23 protein-coding genes and 1 tRNA gene are annotated in these 19,616 nt (G+C 61.4%); 12 read left to right on the forward strand and 12 right to left on the reverse strand.

Features of this window, described 5'->3' with window-relative positions; translation table 11 throughout:
* Positions 1–22 precede the first annotated feature (22 nt).
* The 4 genes from rlmH to ACWAT4_RS02105 all read right to left on the reverse strand — a co-directional run bounded on the left by rlmH (position 23) and on the right by ACWAT4_RS02105 (position 3,126).
* Entirely contained in the window at positions 23–505 is a 483-nt protein-coding gene (gene rlmH, locus ACWAT4_RS02090) for a 23S rRNA (pseudouridine(1915)-N(3))-methyltransferase RlmH (RefSeq protein WP_212424068.1), read from the reverse strand.
* A 95-nt stretch (positions 506–600) separates the two neighbouring features.
* The gene (gene rsfS / locus ACWAT4_RS02095; protein WP_027515020.1) at positions 601–957 is read right to left on the reverse strand and encodes a ribosome silencing factor; all 357 of its coding nucleotides are present in this window, start codon (positions 955–957) and stop codon (positions 601–603) included.
* Between the two features lie 205 nt (positions 958–1,162).
* Entirely contained in the window at positions 1,163–1,807 is a 645-nt protein-coding gene (locus ACWAT4_RS02100; RefSeq protein ID WP_449729691.1) for a nicotinate-nucleotide adenylyltransferase, read from the reverse strand.
* A gap of 23 nt (positions 1,808–1,830) precedes the next feature.
* Positions 1,831–3,126 (reverse strand): glutamate-5-semialdehyde dehydrogenase, encoded by a 1,296-nt coding sequence (locus ACWAT4_RS02105; RefSeq protein ID WP_449729692.1) that lies wholly within the window; start codon positions 3,124–3,126, stop codon positions 1,831–1,833.
* A 193-nt stretch (positions 3,127–3,319) separates the two neighbouring features.
* Between ACWAT4_RS02105 and ACWAT4_RS02110 the strand changes: the two genes are divergently transcribed.
* Both ACWAT4_RS02110 and ACWAT4_RS02115 read left to right on the forward strand, forming a co-directional pair.
* Positions 3,320–3,598, forward strand: coding sequence for a type II toxin-antitoxin system ParD family antitoxin (locus tag ACWAT4_RS02110; RefSeq protein WP_212303137.1), 279 nt, complete (start codon positions 3,320–3,322; stop codon positions 3,596–3,598).
* Complete coding sequence (locus tag ACWAT4_RS02115) at positions 3,588–3,884, forward strand: type II toxin-antitoxin system RelE/ParE family toxin (RefSeq protein ID WP_212303136.1); 297 nt, start codon at positions 3,588–3,590, stop codon at positions 3,882–3,884. Before ACWAT4_RS02110 ends, ACWAT4_RS02115 begins: the two co-directional genes overlap by 11 nt.
* Before the next feature lie 6 nt (positions 3,885–3,890).
* On the opposite strand, the gene proB is transcribed toward ACWAT4_RS02115, so the two are convergent.
* Complete coding sequence (gene proB, locus ACWAT4_RS02120; protein WP_212303135.1) at positions 3,891–5,012, reverse strand: glutamate 5-kinase; 1,122 nt, start codon at positions 5,010–5,012, stop codon at positions 3,891–3,893.
* Positions 5,013–5,212: 200 nt separating this feature from the next.
* Here proB and ACWAT4_RS02125 point away from each other — a divergent pair, with 200 nt between their 5' ends.
* Together ACWAT4_RS02125 and ACWAT4_RS02130 are read left to right on the forward strand one after the other, a co-directional pair.
* The gene (locus ACWAT4_RS02125) at positions 5,213–6,190 is read left to right on the forward strand and encodes a Bug family tripartite tricarboxylate transporter substrate binding protein (protein ID WP_449729693.1); all 978 of its coding nucleotides are present in this window, start codon (positions 5,213–5,215) and stop codon (positions 6,188–6,190) included.
* Positions 6,191–6,217: 27 nt separating this feature from the next.
* Positions 6,218–6,613 carry a hypothetical protein gene (locus tag ACWAT4_RS02130; RefSeq protein WP_212303133.1) on the forward strand — a complete coding sequence of 132 codons (396 nt, stop codon included), beginning with the start codon at positions 6,218–6,220 and terminating at the stop codon, positions 6,611–6,613.
* Between the two features lie 130 nt (positions 6,614–6,743).
* Here ACWAT4_RS02130 and ACWAT4_RS02135 read toward each other — a convergent pair whose 3' ends face one another.
* From ACWAT4_RS02135 to ACWAT4_RS02145, 3 genes are all read right to left on the reverse strand, one after another.
* A complete protein-coding gene (locus tag ACWAT4_RS02135) occupies positions 6,744–8,378 on the reverse strand; it encodes an alkaline phosphatase family protein (RefSeq protein WP_449729694.1) in 1,635 nt (544 codons plus the stop codon).
* Positions 8,379–8,613: 235 nt separating this feature from the next.
* Positions 8,614–9,654 carry a GTPase ObgE gene (gene obgE, locus ACWAT4_RS02140; RefSeq protein ID WP_212303131.1) on the reverse strand — a complete coding sequence of 347 codons (1,041 nt, stop codon included), beginning with the start codon at positions 9,652–9,654 and terminating at the stop codon, positions 8,614–8,616.
* Positions 9,655–9,739: 85 nt separating this feature from the next.
* Complete coding sequence (locus ACWAT4_RS02145) at positions 9,740–10,222, reverse strand: MaoC family dehydratase (RefSeq protein ID WP_212303130.1); 483 nt, start codon at positions 10,220–10,222, stop codon at positions 9,740–9,742.
* Positions 10,223–10,341: 119 nt separating this feature from the next.
* Between ACWAT4_RS02145 and ACWAT4_RS02150 the strand changes: the two genes are divergently transcribed.
* Positions 10,342–11,256 (forward strand): DMT family transporter, encoded by a 915-nt coding sequence (locus tag ACWAT4_RS02150; RefSeq protein WP_212303129.1) that lies wholly within the window; start codon positions 10,342–10,344, stop codon positions 11,254–11,256.
* A 65-nt stretch (positions 11,257–11,321) separates the two neighbouring features.
* Here the strand turns inward: ACWAT4_RS02150 and ACWAT4_RS02155 are convergent, their stop codons facing one another.
* The 3 genes from ACWAT4_RS02155 to rplU form a co-directional block, all read right to left on the reverse strand.
* Positions 11,322–11,915 carry a GNAT family N-acetyltransferase gene (locus ACWAT4_RS02155; protein ID WP_212424064.1) on the reverse strand — a complete coding sequence of 198 codons (594 nt, stop codon included), beginning with the start codon at positions 11,913–11,915 and terminating at the stop codon, positions 11,322–11,324.
* Between the two features lie 155 nt (positions 11,916–12,070).
* A complete protein-coding gene (gene rpmA / locus ACWAT4_RS02160) occupies positions 12,071–12,340 on the reverse strand; it encodes a 50S ribosomal protein L27 (protein ID WP_092234086.1) in 270 nt (89 codons plus the stop codon).
* 102 nt (positions 12,341–12,442) lie between these two features.
* Positions 12,443–12,817: a 50S ribosomal protein L21 gene (gene rplU / locus ACWAT4_RS02165; RefSeq protein ID WP_212303127.1), complete on the reverse strand. Its 375-nt coding sequence runs from the start codon at positions 12,815–12,817 to the stop codon at positions 12,443–12,445.
* Between the two features lie 331 nt (positions 12,818–13,148).
* On the opposite strand from rplU, the gene ACWAT4_RS02170 reads away from it, so the two are divergent.
* The gene (locus ACWAT4_RS02170; protein WP_212424063.1) at positions 13,149–14,312 is read left to right on the forward strand and encodes an ROK family protein; all 1,164 of its coding nucleotides are present in this window, start codon (positions 13,149–13,151) and stop codon (positions 14,310–14,312) included.
* Between the two features lie 393 nt (positions 14,313–14,705).
* On the opposite strand, the gene ACWAT4_RS02175 is transcribed toward ACWAT4_RS02170, so the two are convergent.
* A complete protein-coding gene (locus ACWAT4_RS02175) occupies positions 14,706–15,569 on the reverse strand; it encodes an alpha/beta fold hydrolase (protein ID WP_449729695.1) in 864 nt (287 codons plus the stop codon).
* A gap of 311 nt (positions 15,570–15,880) precedes the next feature.
* On the opposite strand from ACWAT4_RS02175, the gene ACWAT4_RS02180 reads away from it, so the two are divergent.
* The 6 genes from ACWAT4_RS02180 to ACWAT4_RS02205 all read left to right on the forward strand — a co-directional run bounded on the left by ACWAT4_RS02180 (position 15,881) and on the right by ACWAT4_RS02205 (position 19,488).
* Positions 15,881–15,970, forward strand: a tRNA-Ser gene (locus tag ACWAT4_RS02180).
* A 290-nt stretch (positions 15,971–16,260) separates the two neighbouring features.
* On the forward strand, positions 16,261–16,941 hold the full coding sequence (locus ACWAT4_RS02185; RefSeq protein WP_449731335.1) for a hypothetical protein: 681 nt from the start codon (positions 16,261–16,263) through the stop codon (positions 16,939–16,941).
* Complete coding sequence (locus tag ACWAT4_RS02190) at positions 16,893–17,327, forward strand: DGQHR domain-containing protein (RefSeq protein ID WP_449731326.1); 435 nt, start codon at positions 16,893–16,895, stop codon at positions 17,325–17,327. The genes ACWAT4_RS02185 and ACWAT4_RS02190 overlap by 49 nt, the downstream gene beginning before the upstream one ends.
* On the forward strand, positions 17,324–17,827 hold the full coding sequence (locus ACWAT4_RS02195) for a hypothetical protein (protein WP_449729696.1): 504 nt from the start codon (positions 17,324–17,326) through the stop codon (positions 17,825–17,827). The genes ACWAT4_RS02190 and ACWAT4_RS02195 overlap by 4 nt, the downstream gene beginning before the upstream one ends.
* On the forward strand, positions 17,820–18,734 hold the full coding sequence (locus tag ACWAT4_RS02200; protein ID WP_449729697.1) for a DNA adenine methylase: 915 nt from the start codon (positions 17,820–17,822) through the stop codon (positions 18,732–18,734). The genes ACWAT4_RS02195 and ACWAT4_RS02200 overlap by 8 nt, the downstream gene beginning before the upstream one ends.
* Positions 18,718–19,488 carry a hypothetical protein gene (locus tag ACWAT4_RS02205; protein ID WP_449729698.1) on the forward strand — a complete coding sequence of 257 codons (771 nt, stop codon included), beginning with the start codon at positions 18,718–18,720 and terminating at the stop codon, positions 19,486–19,488. Before ACWAT4_RS02200 ends, ACWAT4_RS02205 begins: the two co-directional genes overlap by 17 nt.
* Positions 19,489–19,616 lie beyond the last annotated feature (128 nt).

The raw sequence follows: 19,616 nt of genomic DNA on the forward strand, positions 1-19,616 counted from the left end.
AAGGTGCTCGTCGTGGCGCGAATCACGCGCGATGATAGGGATGGCCGGCCAGGATGGTGGCGGCCCGGTATAGCTGTTCCAGAAGCATGACGCGGACCATTTGATGCGGCCAGGTCGCAGAGCCGAACGCGATCGCGAGCTTGGCCTTACGGCGCAATTCGGGCGAAAGTCCGTCCGCCCCTCCGATCACGAAGATAGTATGACCGGCACCCTCGTCGCGCCAGCGCCCGAGATGCCGTGCGAATACGGTAGAGTCCAGATTCTGGCCGCGCTCGTCCAGCGCCACCAGAATCGATTTGTCCGGGATGTGCGCGGAGATCGCCGCGGCTTCCTCGGACATGCGCGTCGCGGTGTCGCGCGCACGGCTCTCGGGGATTTCGTGAATCGTGAGCTCGCGGAATCCGAGCTTGCGGCCGGCCTCGTCGAACCGCTCGAAATAGCGGTCGGCAAGCTCCCGTTCGGGGCCCTGCTTCAGCCGGCCCACCGCAATGACAGCAACACGCATGATATCTTCAGGGTCGTGTTTTCCAGACCGCGCGCAGATTGCGCGCGCACGACGCTAGCATGCGCGTCAACCGATTCGAAATCGGCCAAATAGGCCTAGATCGCCTTCGCCGCCCCTGGGCCCTGCGTGTACAATCTCTCGAGATTGTAGAACTCGCGGACTTCGGGTCTGAACACGTGCACGATCACATCGCCGGAATCGATCAGCACCCAGTCGCAATTGGGCAAGCCCTCGACGTGGATGTTCTTGATGCCGTTTTCCTTGAGGCCCTTGGCGACGTTCTCCGCGATCGCGCCGACGTGCCGGTTCACCCGGCCGGTAGTGACGATCATGTAGTCGGAGTACGCCGATTTGCCGCGAAGGTCGATGGTGACCGTCTCCTCCGCCTTCATGTCGTCGAGGCGGGAGAGGATCAGGCTCAGCGTCTTGTCGGCGTCGGGTTGCGCCTTCAAGGCCGCAGCTTTGGTCGATGTTTTACGCGCCGGTTTTGCCTTCGGTAAAACAGACTTGGACAATACAGATGTGGTCAGGGACCATTCCTTTCACTGTATCGCGAACGCCGAATCCAGCGCTCACCGGTTACACTACATCATGTGGGGTTAAGGGTTTCAATATGCCAGAGAGCCCGGAGTCCCCACAACATCCGCACACTTCGCCTCACATTGTACCTTTCCAGCTCCCGTCCGGGTTCCGCAGGCCCGTTGACGACAGGTTCAGCTTCAGTCCCGTCAGGAATACCCACGCCGGCGCCGGTTGGTCTGCAAGCAGCGCTGCCCTGTTCTCCGGCAGGCGGTAGCGCGCCAGCGCCTTGGCTGCGGGAGAGGCGAGGGCACGAAAGCTCTGCGGCGGGCGGTCGATGACTGCAATCGGCACCTGGCCGGCGATACGCCGCCAGTCCTGCCAACGGTGGAATTGAGCGAGATTGTCGGCGCCCATAATCCAGACAAAGCGCAGGCCCGAGAAGCGGCGGCGCAAGGTGTTGATCGTGTCGATAGTATAGCGGGTACGAATGACGGATTCGAGACAGCTGACCTCGATCCTGGGGTCATCAGCGACGTCGCGCGCCGCCTGCATGCGCTCGCCGAGCTTATGCAGATTGCCGTTCTCCTTGAGCGGATTGCCCGGGGTGACCAGCCACCAGACGCGATCGAGTTGCAATCGCTTGAGCGCGAACCGGCTGATCGCGCGATGGGCCTGATGCGGCGGGTTGAATGAGCCGCCGAGCAGGCCGATGCGCATGCCCTCTGTGTAGGGCGGGACCGCTTGTGCCACGAAATGCGGCACGACGAAATTGTTGCTCAATGCCCCGCGCCTCGCGCCATGCCTTACGGCCGCGTCTGCCCTGTGCCATGGACGCGATATTTGAAGCTCGTCAACTGCTCGGCGCCGACAGGGCCACGGGCGTGGAAGCGGCCGGTTGCGATGCCGATCTCGGCGCCGAAGCCGAACTCGCCGCCATCGGCGAACTGCGTTGAGGCGTTGTGCAGCACGATTGCGGAATCGACCTCGCTGAGAAATTTCTTCGCAGCAGCCTCATCCGCGCTGACGATCGCATCGGTGTGGTGCGAGCCGTGATCCTGGATGTGCGCGATCGCACCGTCGACGCCGTCGACCACCTTCGCCGCGATGATCGCGTCGAGATATTCGGTGTCCCAATCGTCTTCGCTGGCGGGCTTTACGCGCGAATCGGTCTTCTGCACCGCGTCGTCGCCGCGCACTTCGCAGCCGGCCTCGATCAGCATCTCGACCAGCGGCTTCAGGTTTTTCGCTGCAGCCGCGCGATCGACCAGCAACGTCTCGGCCGCACCGCAAACGCCCGTGCGGCGCATCTTGGCGTTCAGCACGATCGACTTCGCCATGGCAAGGTCCGCGCTGGCATCGATGTAGACATGGTTGACGCCTTCGAGATGCGCGAACACGGGCACGCGCGCTTCCTGCTCGACGCGTGCGACGAGGCTCTTGCCTCCGCGTGGCACGATCACGTCGACGGCGCCGTTGAGGCCCGACAGCATCATGCCGACTGCCGCGCGGTCACGCGTCGGCACCAGCGTGATCGCGGCCTCGGGCAGACCGGCTTCGCGCAGGCCCTGCACCAGGCATTCATGGATCGCGCGACACGAGCGAAAACTATCCGAGCCGCCGCGCAGGATCACGGCATTGCCTGATTTCAGGCACAGCACGCCGGCGTCCGCCGCAACGTTCGGCCGGCTCTCAAAAATCACGCCGACGACGCCGAGCGGCACGCGGACGCGCTCGATGGTCATGCCGTTCGGCCGTTGCCAGCTCTCGGTGACGTTGCCGACGGGATCGGCGATGCCGCGCACGACGGCGATGCCTTCGGCCATGCTCTCGACGCGCGCCGGCGTCAGCGTCAGGCGGTCGATGAAGGAAGAGGTCATGTTGCCGGAGACGCGCGCTTCGGCGACATCCTCGGCATTGGCGGCGAGGATCGCTGCCGCATTGCTGCGAATCGCCCGCTCCATGGCCTCCAGTGCCCGGTTCTTCTGCTCCGGCGGCGCCAGCGCCAGCACGCGCGCAGCGGCGCGAGCTTTGGCTGCGAGATCGGACATCAGAGCCTGAAGATCGGCATTGCCGTCGACGGCTTTGAGGGGGGTGGCCATGGGGTCAAAACCTTCTGCTAAGGCGGTGTCCTAGCACGGAATTCCCGCGTCTGCGAAGGGCGGGGAGGGTATGGCAGGTACTCCCGGTTGCGCCCCCGGGTCGGCCAACGGCCGGGGTTGGCTGGAGGCCTGGCGAAGCCTTGCAGGTGGCCGGAATATCAATAAGTATCATTACTTGATAACGGAGCCTCCCATGGCGAGCAGCTACAGCATAGGCAAGCATTTCGAGAACTTGATCGACAATCTGGTCGAGAGTGGCCGCTACGCCACCGCCAGCGAGGTCATGCGCGAAGGCCTTCGCCTCGTCGAGGAACGCGAGGAGCGCCGCAAGCTCAAGCTGGAGGCGTTGCGCGAGGAAATCCAGAAGGGGTTTGACAGCGGACCGATGGAAGAAGTCGATATCCATGAATGGATGAACGACATCAAGACGCGGGGACGGCAGCGGTTGGCAGCGCGCAAACGTGGCGAATAGATTTCGCAAGGCTCCGCAAGCAGACCTCGATCTCGATTCGATCTGGGACTTCATTGCTTCGGACAGCGTGCGGGCCGCCGAGAAGCAGATCGGGCGCATCGGCGAGATTTTCGAGATGCTGGTGGAGAACCCGTTGGCCGGACGAGAGCGACGGGAATTGCGCGCAGGCTTGCGTAGCTTTCCAGTCGGCAACTACGTGATCTTCTATGTTCCGTTGCCCGATGGGGTGGAGATTATTCGTGTGATGCACGGCCGGCAGGATATGGATGCCGCCGACATGCAATAGCCGGCCTTAGCCGCCCACCACCAGATCGTCGCGATGGATCATCTCGGAGCGGCCGCTGATGCCGAGGATGGTCATCACCTCCGGAGACGAGCGACCCTTGATCCGCTCGGCGACCTCGGCATCATAGGCGATCAGGCCGCGGCCGACCTCGCTGGTGTCGGGGCCGCGGACGATCACGGCGTCACCGCGGGCGAACTGGCCCTCGACCTTGATCACGCCGGCCGGCAGCAGGCTGGCGCCGGCACGCAGTGCCGTCACGGCGCCGGCGTCGATGGTCAGCGTCCCCTTCGGCTCCAGCGTGCCCGCGATCCAACGCTTGCGCGACGTGATGGGATTGGCCGGGGTCAGGAACCAGGTGCAGCGACCGCCATTGGCGATCGCCTGCAGGGGATGCTCGATCTTGCCGGACGCAATCAGCATATGCGTACCGCCGGTGGTTGCGATCTTTGCCGCCTCGACCTTGGTGCGCATGCCGCCGCGCGACAACTCGGACTCGGCGTCTCCCGCCACGGCCTCGATCTCGGAGGAGATGCTCTCGACCACCGGAATCAGTTTGGCGTTCGGGTTGTTCTTCGGTGGCGCGTCGTAGAGCCCGTCGATGTCGGAGAGCAGAACCAGCAGGTCGGCGCTCGCCATGGTCGCGACGCGCGCGGCGAGGCGGTCATTGTCGCCGTAGCGGATCTCGGTGGTGGCGACCGTGTCGTTCTCGTTGATCACGGGGATGGCGCGCCACTCCAAAAGCTTGCCGATGGTGGAGCGCGCGTTGAGATAGCGGCGGCGCTCCTCGGTGTCCTGCAGCGTGACCAAAATCTGCCCGGCGCCGATGTCGTGCGCCCCGAGCACCTCCGACCAGATCCGCGCCAGCGCGATCTGGCCCACGGCAGCGGCGGCCTGGCTCTCTTCCAGCTTCAGCGGGCCGCGCGGCAATTTGAGCCGGCTGCGGCCGAGCGCGATCGAGCCGGAGGATACCACGAGGACATCGCGGCCCTCCTTGTGCAGTTTGGCCATGTCGTCCGCAAGCGCCGCGAGCCAGGACGCGCGCACCTCGCCCCTGTCGGAATCCACCAGCAGGGCGGAGCCGACCTTGACGACGATGCGGCGGAATTGACTGAGTTCGGGGCTGGCCATGTGTGTATGTTTTGGCGTGTTGCTGCGAGTTGCTCTGGAAACGGCGGAGCGTGAGGCGGCGCCGGTCGAGGCCTGCTTTTGCAGCAGGACGATGGCCGGCGCAAGGCGGCGGGAACGGTAAACGGCGAAGGTCGGCCTTGTCTTGAACGCCGGTCCGGCTCTAATGCCGCCAACCAACAATGGGCTGAAAGAGGAAGCGAATGGATCGCCGCAAATTCATGGCCGGATGTCTTGGGGGATATCTTGGGCTGCCGCTGCTGCCGCAGGCAGGTGAAGCGCAAGCGCAGACCGGGCTGAGCAAGATCATCTTTCCGTTCGCGGCGGGGGCCGGCGGCGACACGCTGTGCCGGCTGATCGCGCAGGAAATCTCCCCGGTGCTGCAACGAACCATCGTGGTCGAGAACCGCACCGGCGGTGACGGCCTGATCGGCATCAAATCGGTGAAGGGTGCGAGCCCCGACGGCAGCATGGTGCTGGTGACGACGGGTCCCACCATGTACCTGCTGCCGATGGTCGAGACGACGCCGAGCTTCGATACGGCCAAGGATTTCGTGCCGGTGTCGCTGCTCGCGCGGTTCGAGTTCGCGCTGGTGGTTGGCCCGGCCATGGATGTTGCGGACTTCAAGGGATTCGTCGCCTGGCTGAAGGCGCATCCCGACAAGACCTCGTTCGGCGTGCCGAGCAACGGCACCATTCCGCACTTCATGGGCTCCAAGCTCGAGAAGGATCTCGGCATCCCGCTGACCCGCGTGCCCTATCGGGGCAGCGCGCCGATCCTCAACGATATCATCGGCGGCCACATCTCGTTCGGCATCACGACGTTGGCGGACGCGCTGCCGCAGCATCGCGCCAAGAGTTTGAAGATCATCGCCGTGTCGAGCGCGGAGCGTTCGCCGTTCGCGCCCGATGTTCCGACGTTGAAGGAGAGTGGCATCGATCTGGTCGCGGACGCCTGGTACGGCATGTGGCTTCCAGCCGGCAGCCCGCCGGAGTTTGCGAGCAAGCTTGGCGCGGCCGCAAGCGCCGCGCTCGCCAAGCCCGAGGTGAAGGAGAAGCTCACGACGATCGGGCTGATCCCGGTCGGGAGCAGCGCGGATGGGCTCGCCAAGGAGCTCGCCGCGAACACGGCCTTCTGGCAGCCGATCGTGAAGGCGACGGGATACAAGATCGAGAATTAGAGCCCGATTTTAACTGAGGTGCTGGACATGACTCAGCGCTTGCTCGGTGCTGCCCGATTATTTGCCAGCAATTATCAGATCGTCGTGTGCGACGATCCATTGAGCTCGCTTGGCAGCGAGGATGACTGGAACTGGGATGCTGCGAAATCCAAACGCGGCTTTGCCGGCGTTCCCGCGTTCCGGATGATCGGCACGGAAGCGGACCTCAACGATCATTGGATTGAGCTGATATCAAGCGATCAGCCGCCTTCGCCGGACGAATGGCAGCGGATTACCTGCGTGCATTTTCATTCCGGAAGCGGACGGATCCACGTCATGTCGGTGACCGACAATCATGCGGCAATCACGGCGGATATCGAGTGGTACCGACTCTTTCTGGTGCGAGGTAAGCCGGAATTTGAAGGGCGCGTGCTTGATTGCTAGCTAGCCGGTGCTCTATCCCTTATCCTGAGGAGCGCGCTCCTGCGCGCGTCTCGAAGAATGGAAGGCCCGGCTGTGCCAGCAGGGTCTGCACGGTTCGAGACGGCGCTGTCGCGCCTCCTCACCATGAAGCCTACATCTTCGCGCGCTGGGCGATGCCGTCCCTGATCGCGGCGAGCTCGGCTTCGTCCCAGATGCCGATCAAGACGCCGCCCTTCACCTGGAGCTGGTTGTCGGCATAGGCCGCGATCTTCTCGCGCGGCGTGGTGATGTGGTCGTTCGGATGCAGCGCCCAGTCGAACAGCTCGGCCTGGAGCCGCGCGATGATGCCGGCGCATTCGGGATCGTCGCCACGATCGACGTACTCGTCCGGATCGGTTTCTAGATCGTACAGCATCGGACGGAAACCGGAGGCGTGGATGTATTTCCAGCGGCCGTCGAACACCATGAACAGGCGGCAGCGCTCGATCGGCTGGTTCAGCTTCAGCCGTACGTCCTGCATGGCGTAGTCATATTCGGAGAACGCCACCTTGCGCCAATCGCCCGGCGTGGGGCCGCGTAGCAGCGGCAGCAGCGAGCGTCCTTCGAGAATGTGGCCCGGCACCTTGCCGCCGAAATAATCGACGAAGGTCGGCGCCAGATCGATGCCTTCCACCAGCGCGTCGCTGTGCCTGCCGCGCGTGGCGTCGGCCTCCTGCGAGGGATCGATGATGATCAGCGGAATCTTGGCCGACTGCTCGTGGAACAGGTCCTTCTCGCCCATCCAGTGATCGCCGAGATAGTCGCCGTGATCGGAGGTGAACACGATCATGGTCGTGTCCAGAAGGCCGCGCTCCTCCAGGAACTTCATCAACACGCCCATCTGGTCGTCGATCTGGGTGATCAGGCCCATATAGGTCGGGATCACCTTCTCGCGGGCCTCGTCACGCGCCATGTTGCGGGAGTAGCGCATGTCCATGTAGGCGCCGAACACCGGATGCGGATTCTGCCGCTCGCGCTCCGAGCGGATCGCCGGGATCATGTCATCGGTCGAATACATGCTCGCGTAGGGCTCCGGCGCGATGTAGGGCCAGTGCGGCTTGATATAGGACAGATGCAGGCACCAGGGTCGGCCGTCGGTCTCGGCCTTGCTGATGAAATCCATCGCGCGGCGCGTCATGTAGGGCGTTTCGGAATGCTCGTCCGGCACGCGCGCGGCCTTGTCGGCGTGCACCAGCAGCCAGCCGTTCTGCAATGAGCCGTCTTCCGCCGCGCCTGAATTGGCCCAATGCTCCCAGGGGTTGGTCGCGTCAAAACCCTGCTGGCGCAGATACTCGTCGTATTTCGGGCGCGGCCGTCCGGTCGGATGCAGGCCGTCGTCGCGCTCATAGGGCTCGAAGCCGCATTCGGCGACATGGACGCCGATCATCGATTCCGGCGGGATGCCGAGCGCCTTCATGCCCTCCAGGTCGGGTGCCATGTGGGTCTTGCCGACCAGCACGTTACGCACGCCGATCTTTTTGAGGTGATCGCCGAGCGTGGGCTCGCCGACACGAAGTGGCCAGCCATTCCAGTGCGAGCCGTGCGAGCGCATATAGCGGCCGGTGTAGAACGACATCCGCGACGGACCGCAGATTGGCGACTGCACATAGGCCTTGGAGAACAGCACGCCGCGCTTGGCCATGGCGTCGATGTTCGGCGTCTTCAGCGTGGGATGGCCGGTGCAGCCGAGATAATCATAGCGAAGCTGGTCGCACATGATCCAGAGAACGTTCTTTGCGCGCGCCATGCATCATCCCGTCGTGTCTTGATTGTTGGATGCTGCGCTATCGAGATCGCGATGGCAACCAGCTCCCGGCCGTACATTCAGTTGTCGTCCCGGCGAAGGCCGGGACCCACCGCGTGACCCATCTGTTGTGAACGGTCGCAGTACCGAACGACGAGTCTTCGCCAAACCGCGCCCTGTGGCTATGGGTCCTGGCCTTCGCCGGGACGACGTGGGGGAGAGAGTTCAGGCCGCCAAATCAAGCCGACCACGGCTCCGCTTCAGCTGCGCTCTTGGCCTTGGCCGAGACCGGAGCCTCGCCGATCACATCCACGAGCGCGCGGAGCGCTTCCTTGACGCCCTGACCGGTAACGCCGGAGAGCAACAGCGGCGTCTTCTTGGCGGCGCGCTTCAGCCGGTCCTTCTGCTTCTTGAGTTCGTCCGGCTCGACCGCGTCGATCTTGTTCAGGGCGACGATCTCGATCTTGTCGGTGAGCAGCCCGCCATAGGCGTCGAGCTCCTTGCGCACGGTCTTGTACGCCTTGCCGGCGTGCTCACAGGTGGCGTCGATCAGATGCAGCAGCACGCGACAGCGCTCGACATGGCCGAGGAAGCGGTCGCCGAGGCCGGTGCCTTCATGCGCGCCTTCGATCAGGCCGGGAATGTCGGCGAGCACGAATTCGCGGCCGTCGGCGTTCACGACGCCAAGCTGCGGGTGCAGCGTAGTGAAGGGATAGTCGGCGATCTTCGGCTTGGCCGCGCTCACCTTGGAAAGGAAAGTCGACTTGCCCGCGTTGGGCATGCCGACGAGACCGGCATCCGCGATCAGCTTCAGCCGCAGCCAGATCCAGCGCTCCTCGCCGGGCTGGCCGGGATTGGCGTTGCGCGGCGCGCGGTTGGTCGACGACTTGAAATGCGCGTTGCCGAAGCCGCCATTGCCGCCCTCGGCCAGCACGAACTTTTCGCCGACATTGGTGAAGTCGTGGATCAGCGTCTCGCGGTCTTCGTCGAAGATCTGCGTGCCGATCGGCACCTTCAGCACGATGTTCTTGCCGTTGGCGCCGTGGCGGTCCGAGCCTGCGCCGTTCTCGCCCTTCTGGGCCTTGAAATGCTGCTGGTAGCGGTAGTCGATCAGCGTGTTGAGGCCGTCGGCGACCTCGATGATGACATTGCCGCCACGGCCGCCATTGCCGCCGGACGGGCCGCCGAACTCAATGAACTTCTCGCGGCGGAACGCCACGCAGCCGTTCCCGCCGTCACCGGAGCGGATATAGACCTTTGCTTCGTCGAGGAATTTCATGGGCCATAGGTAGGCCAGCCGGTCCCCCGCGGCAACCCGGACTTACCCGCAAATCGGCCGAATTTCCGCGATTTTCGTCCCTTGCTTAACCAGTCGGCCGCCGCCGAATCAGGAATTTCTGCATGCCTTCAAGCACCAGCTCCTTGCGCTGGTTGAACACGGTGCTCTTGAGCGTGACCGCGCCGGTGGTCCGTCCGGGCACGAGCTCGGTGACTTCGAGCGCGGGATAGATCGTGTCGTCGGCGAACACGGGTTTAAGGAACCGGCTCGACTGCTCGAGGAAGCCGACCAGGGACTCCTCGACCATGAACGGAAACAGGCCCGCGCCGGGCGCGGTGTGGATCAGGGTCTGGAAACCATGCGCGAGCAGATGCGGCATGCCGCGGGCGCGGCAATATTCCACATCGTAGTGCACCGGATGGGTGTCGCCGCTCGCGGTCTGGAATGCCGCGAACACCGCCGTGGTCTGGGTGCGGCTGGGCAGCACGAAGCGTTCGCCGGCCACGAAATCCTCAAACCAGCGTTGCGCGGTGATCATGCGGTGCTGGGCCGGGTCGAAGTCGGTCATGTCCAAGCTCTCTGTGTGTAGGCGGCCTATCGCTACCGGGGCCCGAAGAGTGCGACAATGCGTTCAATTCGGCTTGCGCGGGCTTGTCGCGGCCGCCTGCTTCATTAAAACGGCGCTCAATGCCTTTCTTCAAAAATCTCTCCGCCTATGACGAGCGCTCGGCACGGCTGGCCGGCATCGCCCTCATGGTGCTGTCGATCTTCATGTTCTCGTTCGGCGACGCCATGGGCAAGTTCCTGGTCGGGACATATTCGGTGGGGCAGCTCCTGTTTCTGCGCGCCTGCGCGGCCTTGCTGCTGCTGTCGCCGCTGATCTGGAAACAGCGCGACCTGTTCCTGCATCTGGAGCGGCCGCGCCTGCAGCTGTTTCGCGTCGTGCTGTCGACGCTGGAGGTGGCCGCGTTCTTCCTCGCCACCGTCTATCTGCCGCTCGCGGATGTCATCACCTATTATCTCGCCGGTCCCATCTTCGTCACCGCGATGTCGGCGATCTTTCTGGGCGAGAAGGTCGGCTGGCGGCGCTGGACCGCGATTCTGATCGGCTTCTGTGGTGTGTTGATCGCGCTGCGGCCGTCGGCGCAGACGGTGAGCCTGCCGGCGCTGATCGCGCTCGGCGGCAGCCTGTCCTTCGCGACGCTGATGCTGATCACTCGCAGCCTGCGCAAGACGCCCGACATCGTGATGGCGTCCTCGCAATTCATCGGCACGTTCTCGCTGGGCGCGGTACTGTCGGCATTCCACTGGGTGCCGCCGACCCCTCGCAGCCTCGTGTTCTTCGCACTGGCGGGTCTCATTTCAGTGACCGCGTTGTTCTGCGTCAACCGCTCGCTCAAGCTCGCGCCGGCGAGTGTCGTGGTGCCCTATCAGTATTCGATGATCGTCTGGGCCGTGATCTTCGGCTTCGTCGTGTTCGGCGACGTGCCGTCCATCGCCACGATCGTCGGTGCGGCGATCATCATCGGAGCCGGGTTCTACATCTACTTGCGGGAACGTGATCTCGGGCGCCCGAGCGAAGAGGTGAGTCCGCCGGTGTAGCCGCGTCCGAGCGGTCGTCCCGGCCTTCGCCGGGACGACATTGTGAATGGAGCAGGCTCTCCGCCCTACCTCATCCTTCTCGCGCTGCTCCAGCTTTTCAGCGACGACCACACCCCGCGCGAGAGGCGGAAGCAGTCGACCGGCGTCGACGAGCCCAGCGCCAGGAAACGATGCAGCTGCACGCCGCTCCATTGGAAGCCGCACTTCTCCAGCACGTTGCGCGAGGCCGGGTTGGTGACGCGCGCGCCGGCATAGAGATGGTCGTCCTCGAACTCCTCGAAGAAGAAGTCGATCGCGCCGCGTGCGGCCTCGGTGGCAAAGCCCCGGCCCCAATGCTCGACACCGAGCCAGTAGCCGAGCTCGGCATTGCCGGGTGCGGAGCAGTCGATGCCGACCATGCCGACCGGCCCGCTGTCGTGCTCGATCAGGAACACGGTCTCGCTGCCGAGCGCGGCGGTGGCGCGGACGAATTCGACGGCGTCGTCCTGCGAATAGGGATGGGGGAGGCGACGGGTGTTTTCCGCGACACGGCGATCGTTGGCGAGGCGGGCGATGGTCTTGACGTCGGCGAGGGTCGGCCGCCGCAAGGTCAGCCGTTCGGTGGCGACGACGCTCGGTCTCGCCTCCTGCAAGGTCGCGCTCGAGAAATCCTGCAACATGTCCGGCTCCGTCAAAGTCACTAAGTGAAAGTGAACACGACAAACGAAAGGGGAGGCCGGTTTCCCTGCCTCCCCTGGAGCCTTCGATCTCTACGATCTCTGGAACTCCGCCGGTTCGGTCAAGGACCCGGCGGACTCCAAATTAGATCCACCGTCTATTCAGCAGCCTCTGCGAGCGGGAGTACCGCTACGAAGGTGCGGCCGTTGGCTTTGGCCTGGAATTCAACACGGCCCTCGATCTTGGCGAACAGAGTGTGGTCCGTGCCCATGCCGACATTGAGGCCGGGATGCCAGGTGGTGCCGCGCTGACGCGCAATGATGTTGCCGGGAATCACGCGCTCCCCGCCGAACACCTTGATGCCGAGGCGCTTACCCTTGGAATCGCGGCCGTTGCGCGATGAACCGCCTGCTTTTTTGTGAGCCATGGCTCGTCTCCGAAATCCTGCGTAGTTCTAGGTCAATTCCTTGACGGAATCATTTCAAAACGTCGCACGCATCAATTCGTGAATTGGCGTGATCGGCTTTCGTTACTCGGCGGCTTCTTTCGCCACCTTTTCCTTCTTCGGACGCGGGCCCTTGGTGGGCTTGGCGTTGTCCGTCAGGATCTCGGTGACGCGCAGAACCGTAATCTCGTCGCGATAGCCGCGCTTGCGGCGCGAATTCTTGCGGCGGCGCTTCTTGAACGCGATGACCTTGGGCCCGCGCTTGTGGTCGAGCACCTCGACCGCAACGGAGGCGCCGGCCACCGTCGGGACGCCCAGGACCGGCGTGTCGCCGCCGACCACCAGAACTTCGCTCAGCTGGATGATCGTGCCAACTTCGCCTTCGATCTTGCCTACTTCGAGAACATCATCCGGCACGACGCGGTATTGCTTGCCGCCGGTTTTGATGACTGCGAACATCGTTTTTTCTCCGTGTTCAATCCCGGCCTCGGGACGAACATCGTCCGGGTCGGCTTTTTGGTCAGTCGCTATGGGTTTACTGCGTTTTGCGCGGGTGGGAGTTATCCCTTTGAAAACCCACGCAAAAACAAGCGGCGCGAGAAACGCCCCGCGCCGGGTGTGCGGACTTATAGCCGCCGGGCCCGAAGAGTCAAGGAAAACTGCCGAAAAGCGCCCGGATTTGAAGGATTTGGGCCATTTCCTCGCCCCCTACTGAATCTCGGCCCGCCCAGCAACCAATGGGTTCCCGCACCGTTGTTCTCTGCGAATTGGCATTCGGGCAAGGGCTTCCATGGCAACGGACGAATTGGTCAAGACGACGGGCATCGCCCACCACGGCGCCGAGCGGCTGCCGTCGGTGAACGTCGACAGTTTCAACATCGAGATCAAGGACGAGGACGGCTTCCTGGGCGACCGCGCCAGCAAGGGCGCATTCCGCGAAATCCTCGACCGCTGGCGCAAGCCGTTGCGCAAGACCGGCGAGGATCCGTTTGGCAAGGAGCCGTCGGAGAGCATCAGCAAGAAGACGCTGGATGCGATGCTGGTCGGCGACGACACCGAGGCCTCTGCCGTGGTCCACAGTGCGATCGAGGAATTTGCCCAGGAGCTCGCTTACGTCACGCGACGTTTCCTGAAGACAAAGGCCTGGGCCAAGACCGAGCGCATCGTGGTCGGCGGTGGTTTTCGCGATTCACGGCTCGGCGAGCTCGCGATCGCGCGCACCGACATCATCCTCAAGGCCGAGGACTTCAAGATCGACATGGTGCCGATCCGGCATCATCCGGACGACGCCGGCCTGATCGGCACGCTGCATCTGGCGCCGTCCTGGATTTTCGAGGCCCATGACAGCATCCTCGCGGTCGACATCGGCGGCACCAATATCCGCTGCGGCCTGGTCGAGACCAACTGGAAGAAGGCCAACGACCTGTCGAAGGCCAAGGTCGTGAAGTCCGAGCTTTGGCGTCATGCCGACGACGAGCCGACGCGCGAGGGCGCCGTGAAGCGGCTGACCAAGATGCTGAAGGGGCTGATCGCTGAGGCTGAAAAGGAAGGCTTCAGGCTCGCGCCCTTCATCGGCATCGCCTGTCCCGGCGTGATCAATGCGGATGGGTCGATCGAAAAAGGCGCGCAGAACCTGCCGGGCAATTGGGAGAGCAGCAAATTCAACCTCCCGGCGAGCCTGATCGAGGGCATTCCGCAGATCGGCGAGCACGACACCGCGATCCTGATGCACAATGACGGCGTGGTTCAGGGCCTCTCCGAGGTGCCGTTCATGCAGGATGTCGATCGTTGGGGCGTGCTCACCATCGGGACCGGCCTCGGCAATGCGCGCTTCACCAATCGCCGCAAGGAGGGCAGCAACGGCAAAGACCGGGATTCTGCGGAGGGAAAGAAAAAGGCCAAGGAAAACAACAAGGAAAACAACAAGGATGGCGGCAAGGCCGACAAGGAGTAACCTTGACTGGTTAGGTTAAGGAGTGGATTGCGTTGCGGCGCAGCGGCTGCACGCTAGGGTCGAACCGTCGCCTCACGCAGGCCTGCGAAGCCGCCCTTCCTGGCCAGCATTTCGATGAGCGGCACGGGACCGCCAGTGTTTACCGCGTCTGGCGGTCCCACCCGTTTTCTTGCTTCGCCTCTCCCGCTCTTGTCCGCCGAAGCCTTGGCGAAGGCGGATGCGGGCAGGGCTATCGCATAATGGTTGCACGATGCGGCGGCATCGGCGCTGGGCCCACTCGCCCGCTTGCGGGAGAGGGTTGGGGAGAGGGTCTCTCCGCAACGGGACAATCCCCAAGAGGAAAGAACCCTCACCCGCCACGCGCGGGACGATCCCGCCCTGGCTCAGCCCACCTCAACTCCAGCCAATGCGCTGAAAGAACCCCGCGATTTCCGCCGCCGCACGATCCGGATCCTCCCGATGCGGGAAGTGCCCGACGTCCGGAAACATCGCCAGATCAAGCGCGCTGAACGTCTCGCCGAGACGGTCAGTCCATTCATAGGGAAACAGCGGATCGTGCTCGGCCCAGCGCACGCAAGTCAGCACCTTGATCGGCGGTAGCACCGGCGCTTCGCCCTTCATCATCGCAACGCGCCCGGCATGCGAGGCGCGATAATGCGCAAAGCCGCCGGCGAGATTGCCATCCCCAAGGTAGGTGTCGCCGAAGGCGTCGAGCACATCGTCGAACGCGTCCTTGCGATGCGCCCAGTTTTTCAAGAAGTGCGCGATATAGAGCCGGCAGCTCTCGCGGCTCGCGCCCACAAGCCGGGGCGCCATCTCCATCTGCTGGAAGGACTGATACCAGATGTGGTTGAGCCGATCAGGCGCCGCCATCCGCGGCCCGATCCCGGGATAGACGAAATCGAAGAAGAACAGCCCGGCCAGCCGCTCGGGCGCCCGTCGCGCCAGCGGCTGCATCACCGCGCCGCCGACGTCATGGCCAACGACAGCGAATCGGTCGATGCCAAGGGCGTCCATCAGGGCCAGCATGTCGGCCGCATGGCCATCAGGCCCGTAAGGGCCATCCGGCTTGTCGCTGTCGCCGAACCCGCGCAGATCGGGCGCGATCAGCATGAAACGGTCCGAAAGCCGCGAGATCACCGGCTCCCAGGTCAGCCAGAATTCCGGCCAACCATGCAGCAAAAGCAGCGGTTTTCCGCGTCCGGCCCGCACCACATGGAATTTGGCGCCATTGGCCGGGATCGTCAGCTGCTCCATGGCAGTTCCTTTGGCTGGCAAGTCCTTTGAGCATGATGAGATTGGGTCTCATTTCGCCGCGACAAGGGAGGTGCGTTCCCTCCCCGCTCTTGTCCGCCGAAGCCCGCCTTCGGGCGAAGGCGGATGTGGGGGAGGGTTAGGGAGAGGGGTAGCCCAGAAAAAGGTGCCGATTGTCTTCGACGCGGCGAGAACAGCCCAAACCCGGCAAAACAACCACCGGATTTTCCCCTTTCGCGCCTTGTCTGGCCCGCCATCCTCGCCTATTAACGCCCCCAACCACAGGGGCCCTGCCTCTACATATGGCGCCTTCAGGAGAGGTGGCAGAGTGGTTGAATGCACCGCACTCGAAATGCGGCATAGGTGCAAGCCTATCGGGGGTTCGAATCCCTCCCTCTCCGCCAGATAGTTTTGAATCCACTCCCTAGTGACTTTCGGTGCGAAATTTTCTGGCCGAACTCGCTGCGCGGCGCGAGCTCGGTGGTTCGACTCCACTCAATGTACAAATAAAATCAATCAGTTAAAATCGGTCGCGGTTGTTCGCCTCTTTGGGGTCGCGAATTTGGGTAACGGACAGTGCTTGTCCGTACGCGTGCGTGATGTTGTGACGGTTAGCAAGGCCCAAGGTTGTATTGACAATCATGCTCGCATCGCGAGCAGTGAGCCCTGAAGGGATTTGGGGAGAATCACTCGCATGGCGAGGAGAAGACGAGGGGCGATCGCTGCACGGAGCAGGCAAGCAGCTGTATCAGAAGCTCCCACGCCAAAAGATCAGCCAGTACTAGGCAGCGTGATCGGCGAAAAGCAGCAGCGGATAACCGAGTACAAGCGTCGCAAGCCAAGGGTCCTTCAAAAAAGGGTTAGTCCAGGCGATGTCGAGGCTTGGATCGCCGAAGGGTGGACGGTACGTCGCACGTTGTCGGCCGAAAAAACTCTGATTGAGAAGCAAAAGACCCACGACGAGATTCTCGAAAATCGCTTCTGGAGCGTCCTGTATCAATTTGGCTTTGAGGAGCTTAGCTGCGGACGAGCTTTTCAGATCCAAGTGACCTTTGAGGGCCATCCAGTACGCAAGCAGATCGATGTGTTCGGTCGCATTGGCGATGTTGTCTTTATTGCCGAATGCAAGTCTTGTCTTCGAAAGCAGACGCGAAGCCTACAGAAAGACATCGGCGAATTTGCCTCCTATCAGCGTCCGATCTCCAATGCTCTACGCAAACACTATGGAACGGATCGCAAGTTAAAAGTCGTTTGGCTCGCGGTCTTCGCGATATCCAAGGTGCGCCTGCCTATCAACGTGTTCTCAAACGATCGCGGATCAAGGAGATCGGCGGATACTTGGATGCGGGCGGCTTCTTTCCGAACTGCATTCTGATAAATTTCCGCGAGGATGTTCGATTTGAGAAGCAGTCTTCCTTTGAAGATCGCCAAATCACATTTGGAAATTTGTTTCTTCCCGATCGGTTCAAGAGCGCCTGGATCATCGATGGTCAGCATCGCTTGTTCGGATTCACTGAGGCCGAGAAGCAAGCAAAGCATGCGCTTCCAGTTCTTGCGTTCGAAAAGCTCTCGACGGTTTCGGAGGCTGAACTGTTCGCGACGATTAACAGCAAGCAGCAGAAAGTTGCCCGTGGATTGCTTGACGAATTGTCTGGCGAATTGAACCTGGATTCCGAAGACTTCAATGAGCGAATGAGTGCCATTGCCTCGCGTGCGCTCGATATGATGGCCCGCCGCGCTACTTCCATCAGCTTTGCTTGATCGTTCGCACCAAGTTCTCGGACTTCGTGCCCGTTGGATTTGAAGAATTTGCTGTTGAGCAGGCTTCGGAAACTGCAGAGCGTGCGGATGCGACCACAAAGGCCCTTGTTGACCGCGTTCATCGTCACGTTGTCACAGTACTAAAGACATCCTACCCCGGTGAGCATTTCGACAAGGGCATTCCTCAAAAGGACATCAAGTTGTCTGCCATGAACAAGAAGTACGAAGATGGCGATCAGCAGATGCCTCCTGAGAACTATCTGGAGCTTATTGACCTTAAGAAAATCGTTGAGCACCAAAATAACTGGGACTCCTTTAAGGAGACGATGAGTATCCAGCTCCCGGATGACAGGAAGGGGCAGCAAAAGTATCTGAAATGGCTGGAACGGCTAAATGAAGTGCGGCGTATTCCTGCCCATCCATATGGGCGCAACTACAAAGATGCTGACTTGGATTTCTTGGAATTTCTTGACGAGCAGCTAAGCGCTAGAAATGTCTGATCCTATCCAAGTCGCTAAGCCCTTCCTGAAATGGGCTGGGGGTAAGAGATGGCTTGTGTCTAGTCATTCTTATCTGCTTCCGCGCACGTTCAATCGCTACATCGAACCTTTCCTAGGAAGCGGTGCCGTATTCTTCTCGCTGCGTCCGAAAGAGGCCATACTTTCGGATTCGAATGAGCGATTGATTGATTGTTATCTCACGGTCAAGTCGGACCCCGATGGCGTTTGGCGATATCTCCGTGAGTTCAAGCGCGATCATTCAGACAAGTTCTACTATGAGATAAGGAATGCCGCTTTTCGAAGTCCTGCGAAGACAGCGGCGCAATTCATCTATCTTAACCGGACATGCTTCAATGGCATTTATCGGGAAAATTTGCGTGGTGTTTTCAATGTGCCTCGTGGAACGAAGGACTCGGTGATTTTCCCCGATGACGATTTCAATGCGATCTCGAAACTTCTAAAGCCGGTGCAGTTGTTGTCAGGTGATTTTGCAGGCTCGCTTCAGGCTGCGAAAAAGGGCGATTTTGTTTTCGTTGATCCGCCCTACACCGTGCGACACAATTCTAATGGGTTCGTGAAGTACAATCAGAAAATTTTTGATTGGAAAGATCAAATCCGACTTCGAGATGAAGTTAAGGCAGCTGCCTCGCGAGGGGCAAAGCTTCTCATTACCAATGCGAACCATCCCAGCATCGTTGAGCTTTATGATGGGATCGGTTCTGCAGCCGCGCTGAATCGCGCTAGCGTCATATCAGGAGATTCCACGTCGCGCGGCAGATATTCCGAGCTTGTAATATCTATTGGGTACGAGCCGAAAGAGCCAGCGGTCTCCCGGGTTACGGAAGTACGGTGCGATGCACCGAGCCATCTCCCGAGGCGCAAGAGGAATAATGAAAAGAGTATTTGAGAAACAGCTTGCTGGGCTGTCGGTAGCAGCCAAAGCTAAGCCGGCGGAGCTTCCGCTGACTCATTTGACTGATTGGGCGTCATTCCTAGCTATCGCAGGGGATGGTGAGTTTGCGTCTAAGAAGGCCTGTCCCGTCTACGGCGGCATGTTGATCTATACCTTTTACGGTCGGCCAGCTTACCGTTTTAAAGCGGATGGTGTGTCCCATCATCTCGAAAGCTACTCCCCGGTTTGCTTCCTCCTGAACAGCAAACTCGCGAACAAGTCCCAACGTGTGCTTCCCTTCGATTCTGGAGCGTTCCCTAAATATAAGGCGGCGATGCATTCGACGCTGGAAAAGGATCATTTCGAGCTTCCACAGAAGACTGCCAGCGCGGTGCAGTTGATAGAGCGGCTATGGGGGTCCAACCTCAACTACTACAAATGCCGACAGTTGAGTGGGCTTGGCATAAGCGCAGCATCCATCGCACTAGCGCACTATTACAGCCTTATATCAAATACCTTGTCCCAGAAATTCGACGAAAGATGCTCTACCATCGAGGTGCAGCTAAAATCTCCCGTCGCTTTGAAAGGCAATGTAAAGGCCATCGTGGTTCCGTCCGGGGTCGCGAGCGGAGTGGTGGCTAAGATCGCGCGCCATCTCGGCGCTGACCTTCTCGTTTACCCATTTGATATGCCTTACTATGTCGGTGACTTTCATGTCTCTGTACGTAACGTGGTTCGAGAGTATTTTGAGAGCAAAAAATGGCTTTAGGCGAGCCAGCATCGGATTTGATGAGAGCGGAGCCGTATCGGCTACATGCGACCCATAATCCCACTCTAACTGCCCCATCGTTTCTGCTGCCCATTTTCACTCGGCCGCCGTACGGGAACGCGCTTTAT

The organism is Bradyrhizobium sp. T-1 (assembly GCF_053592855.1).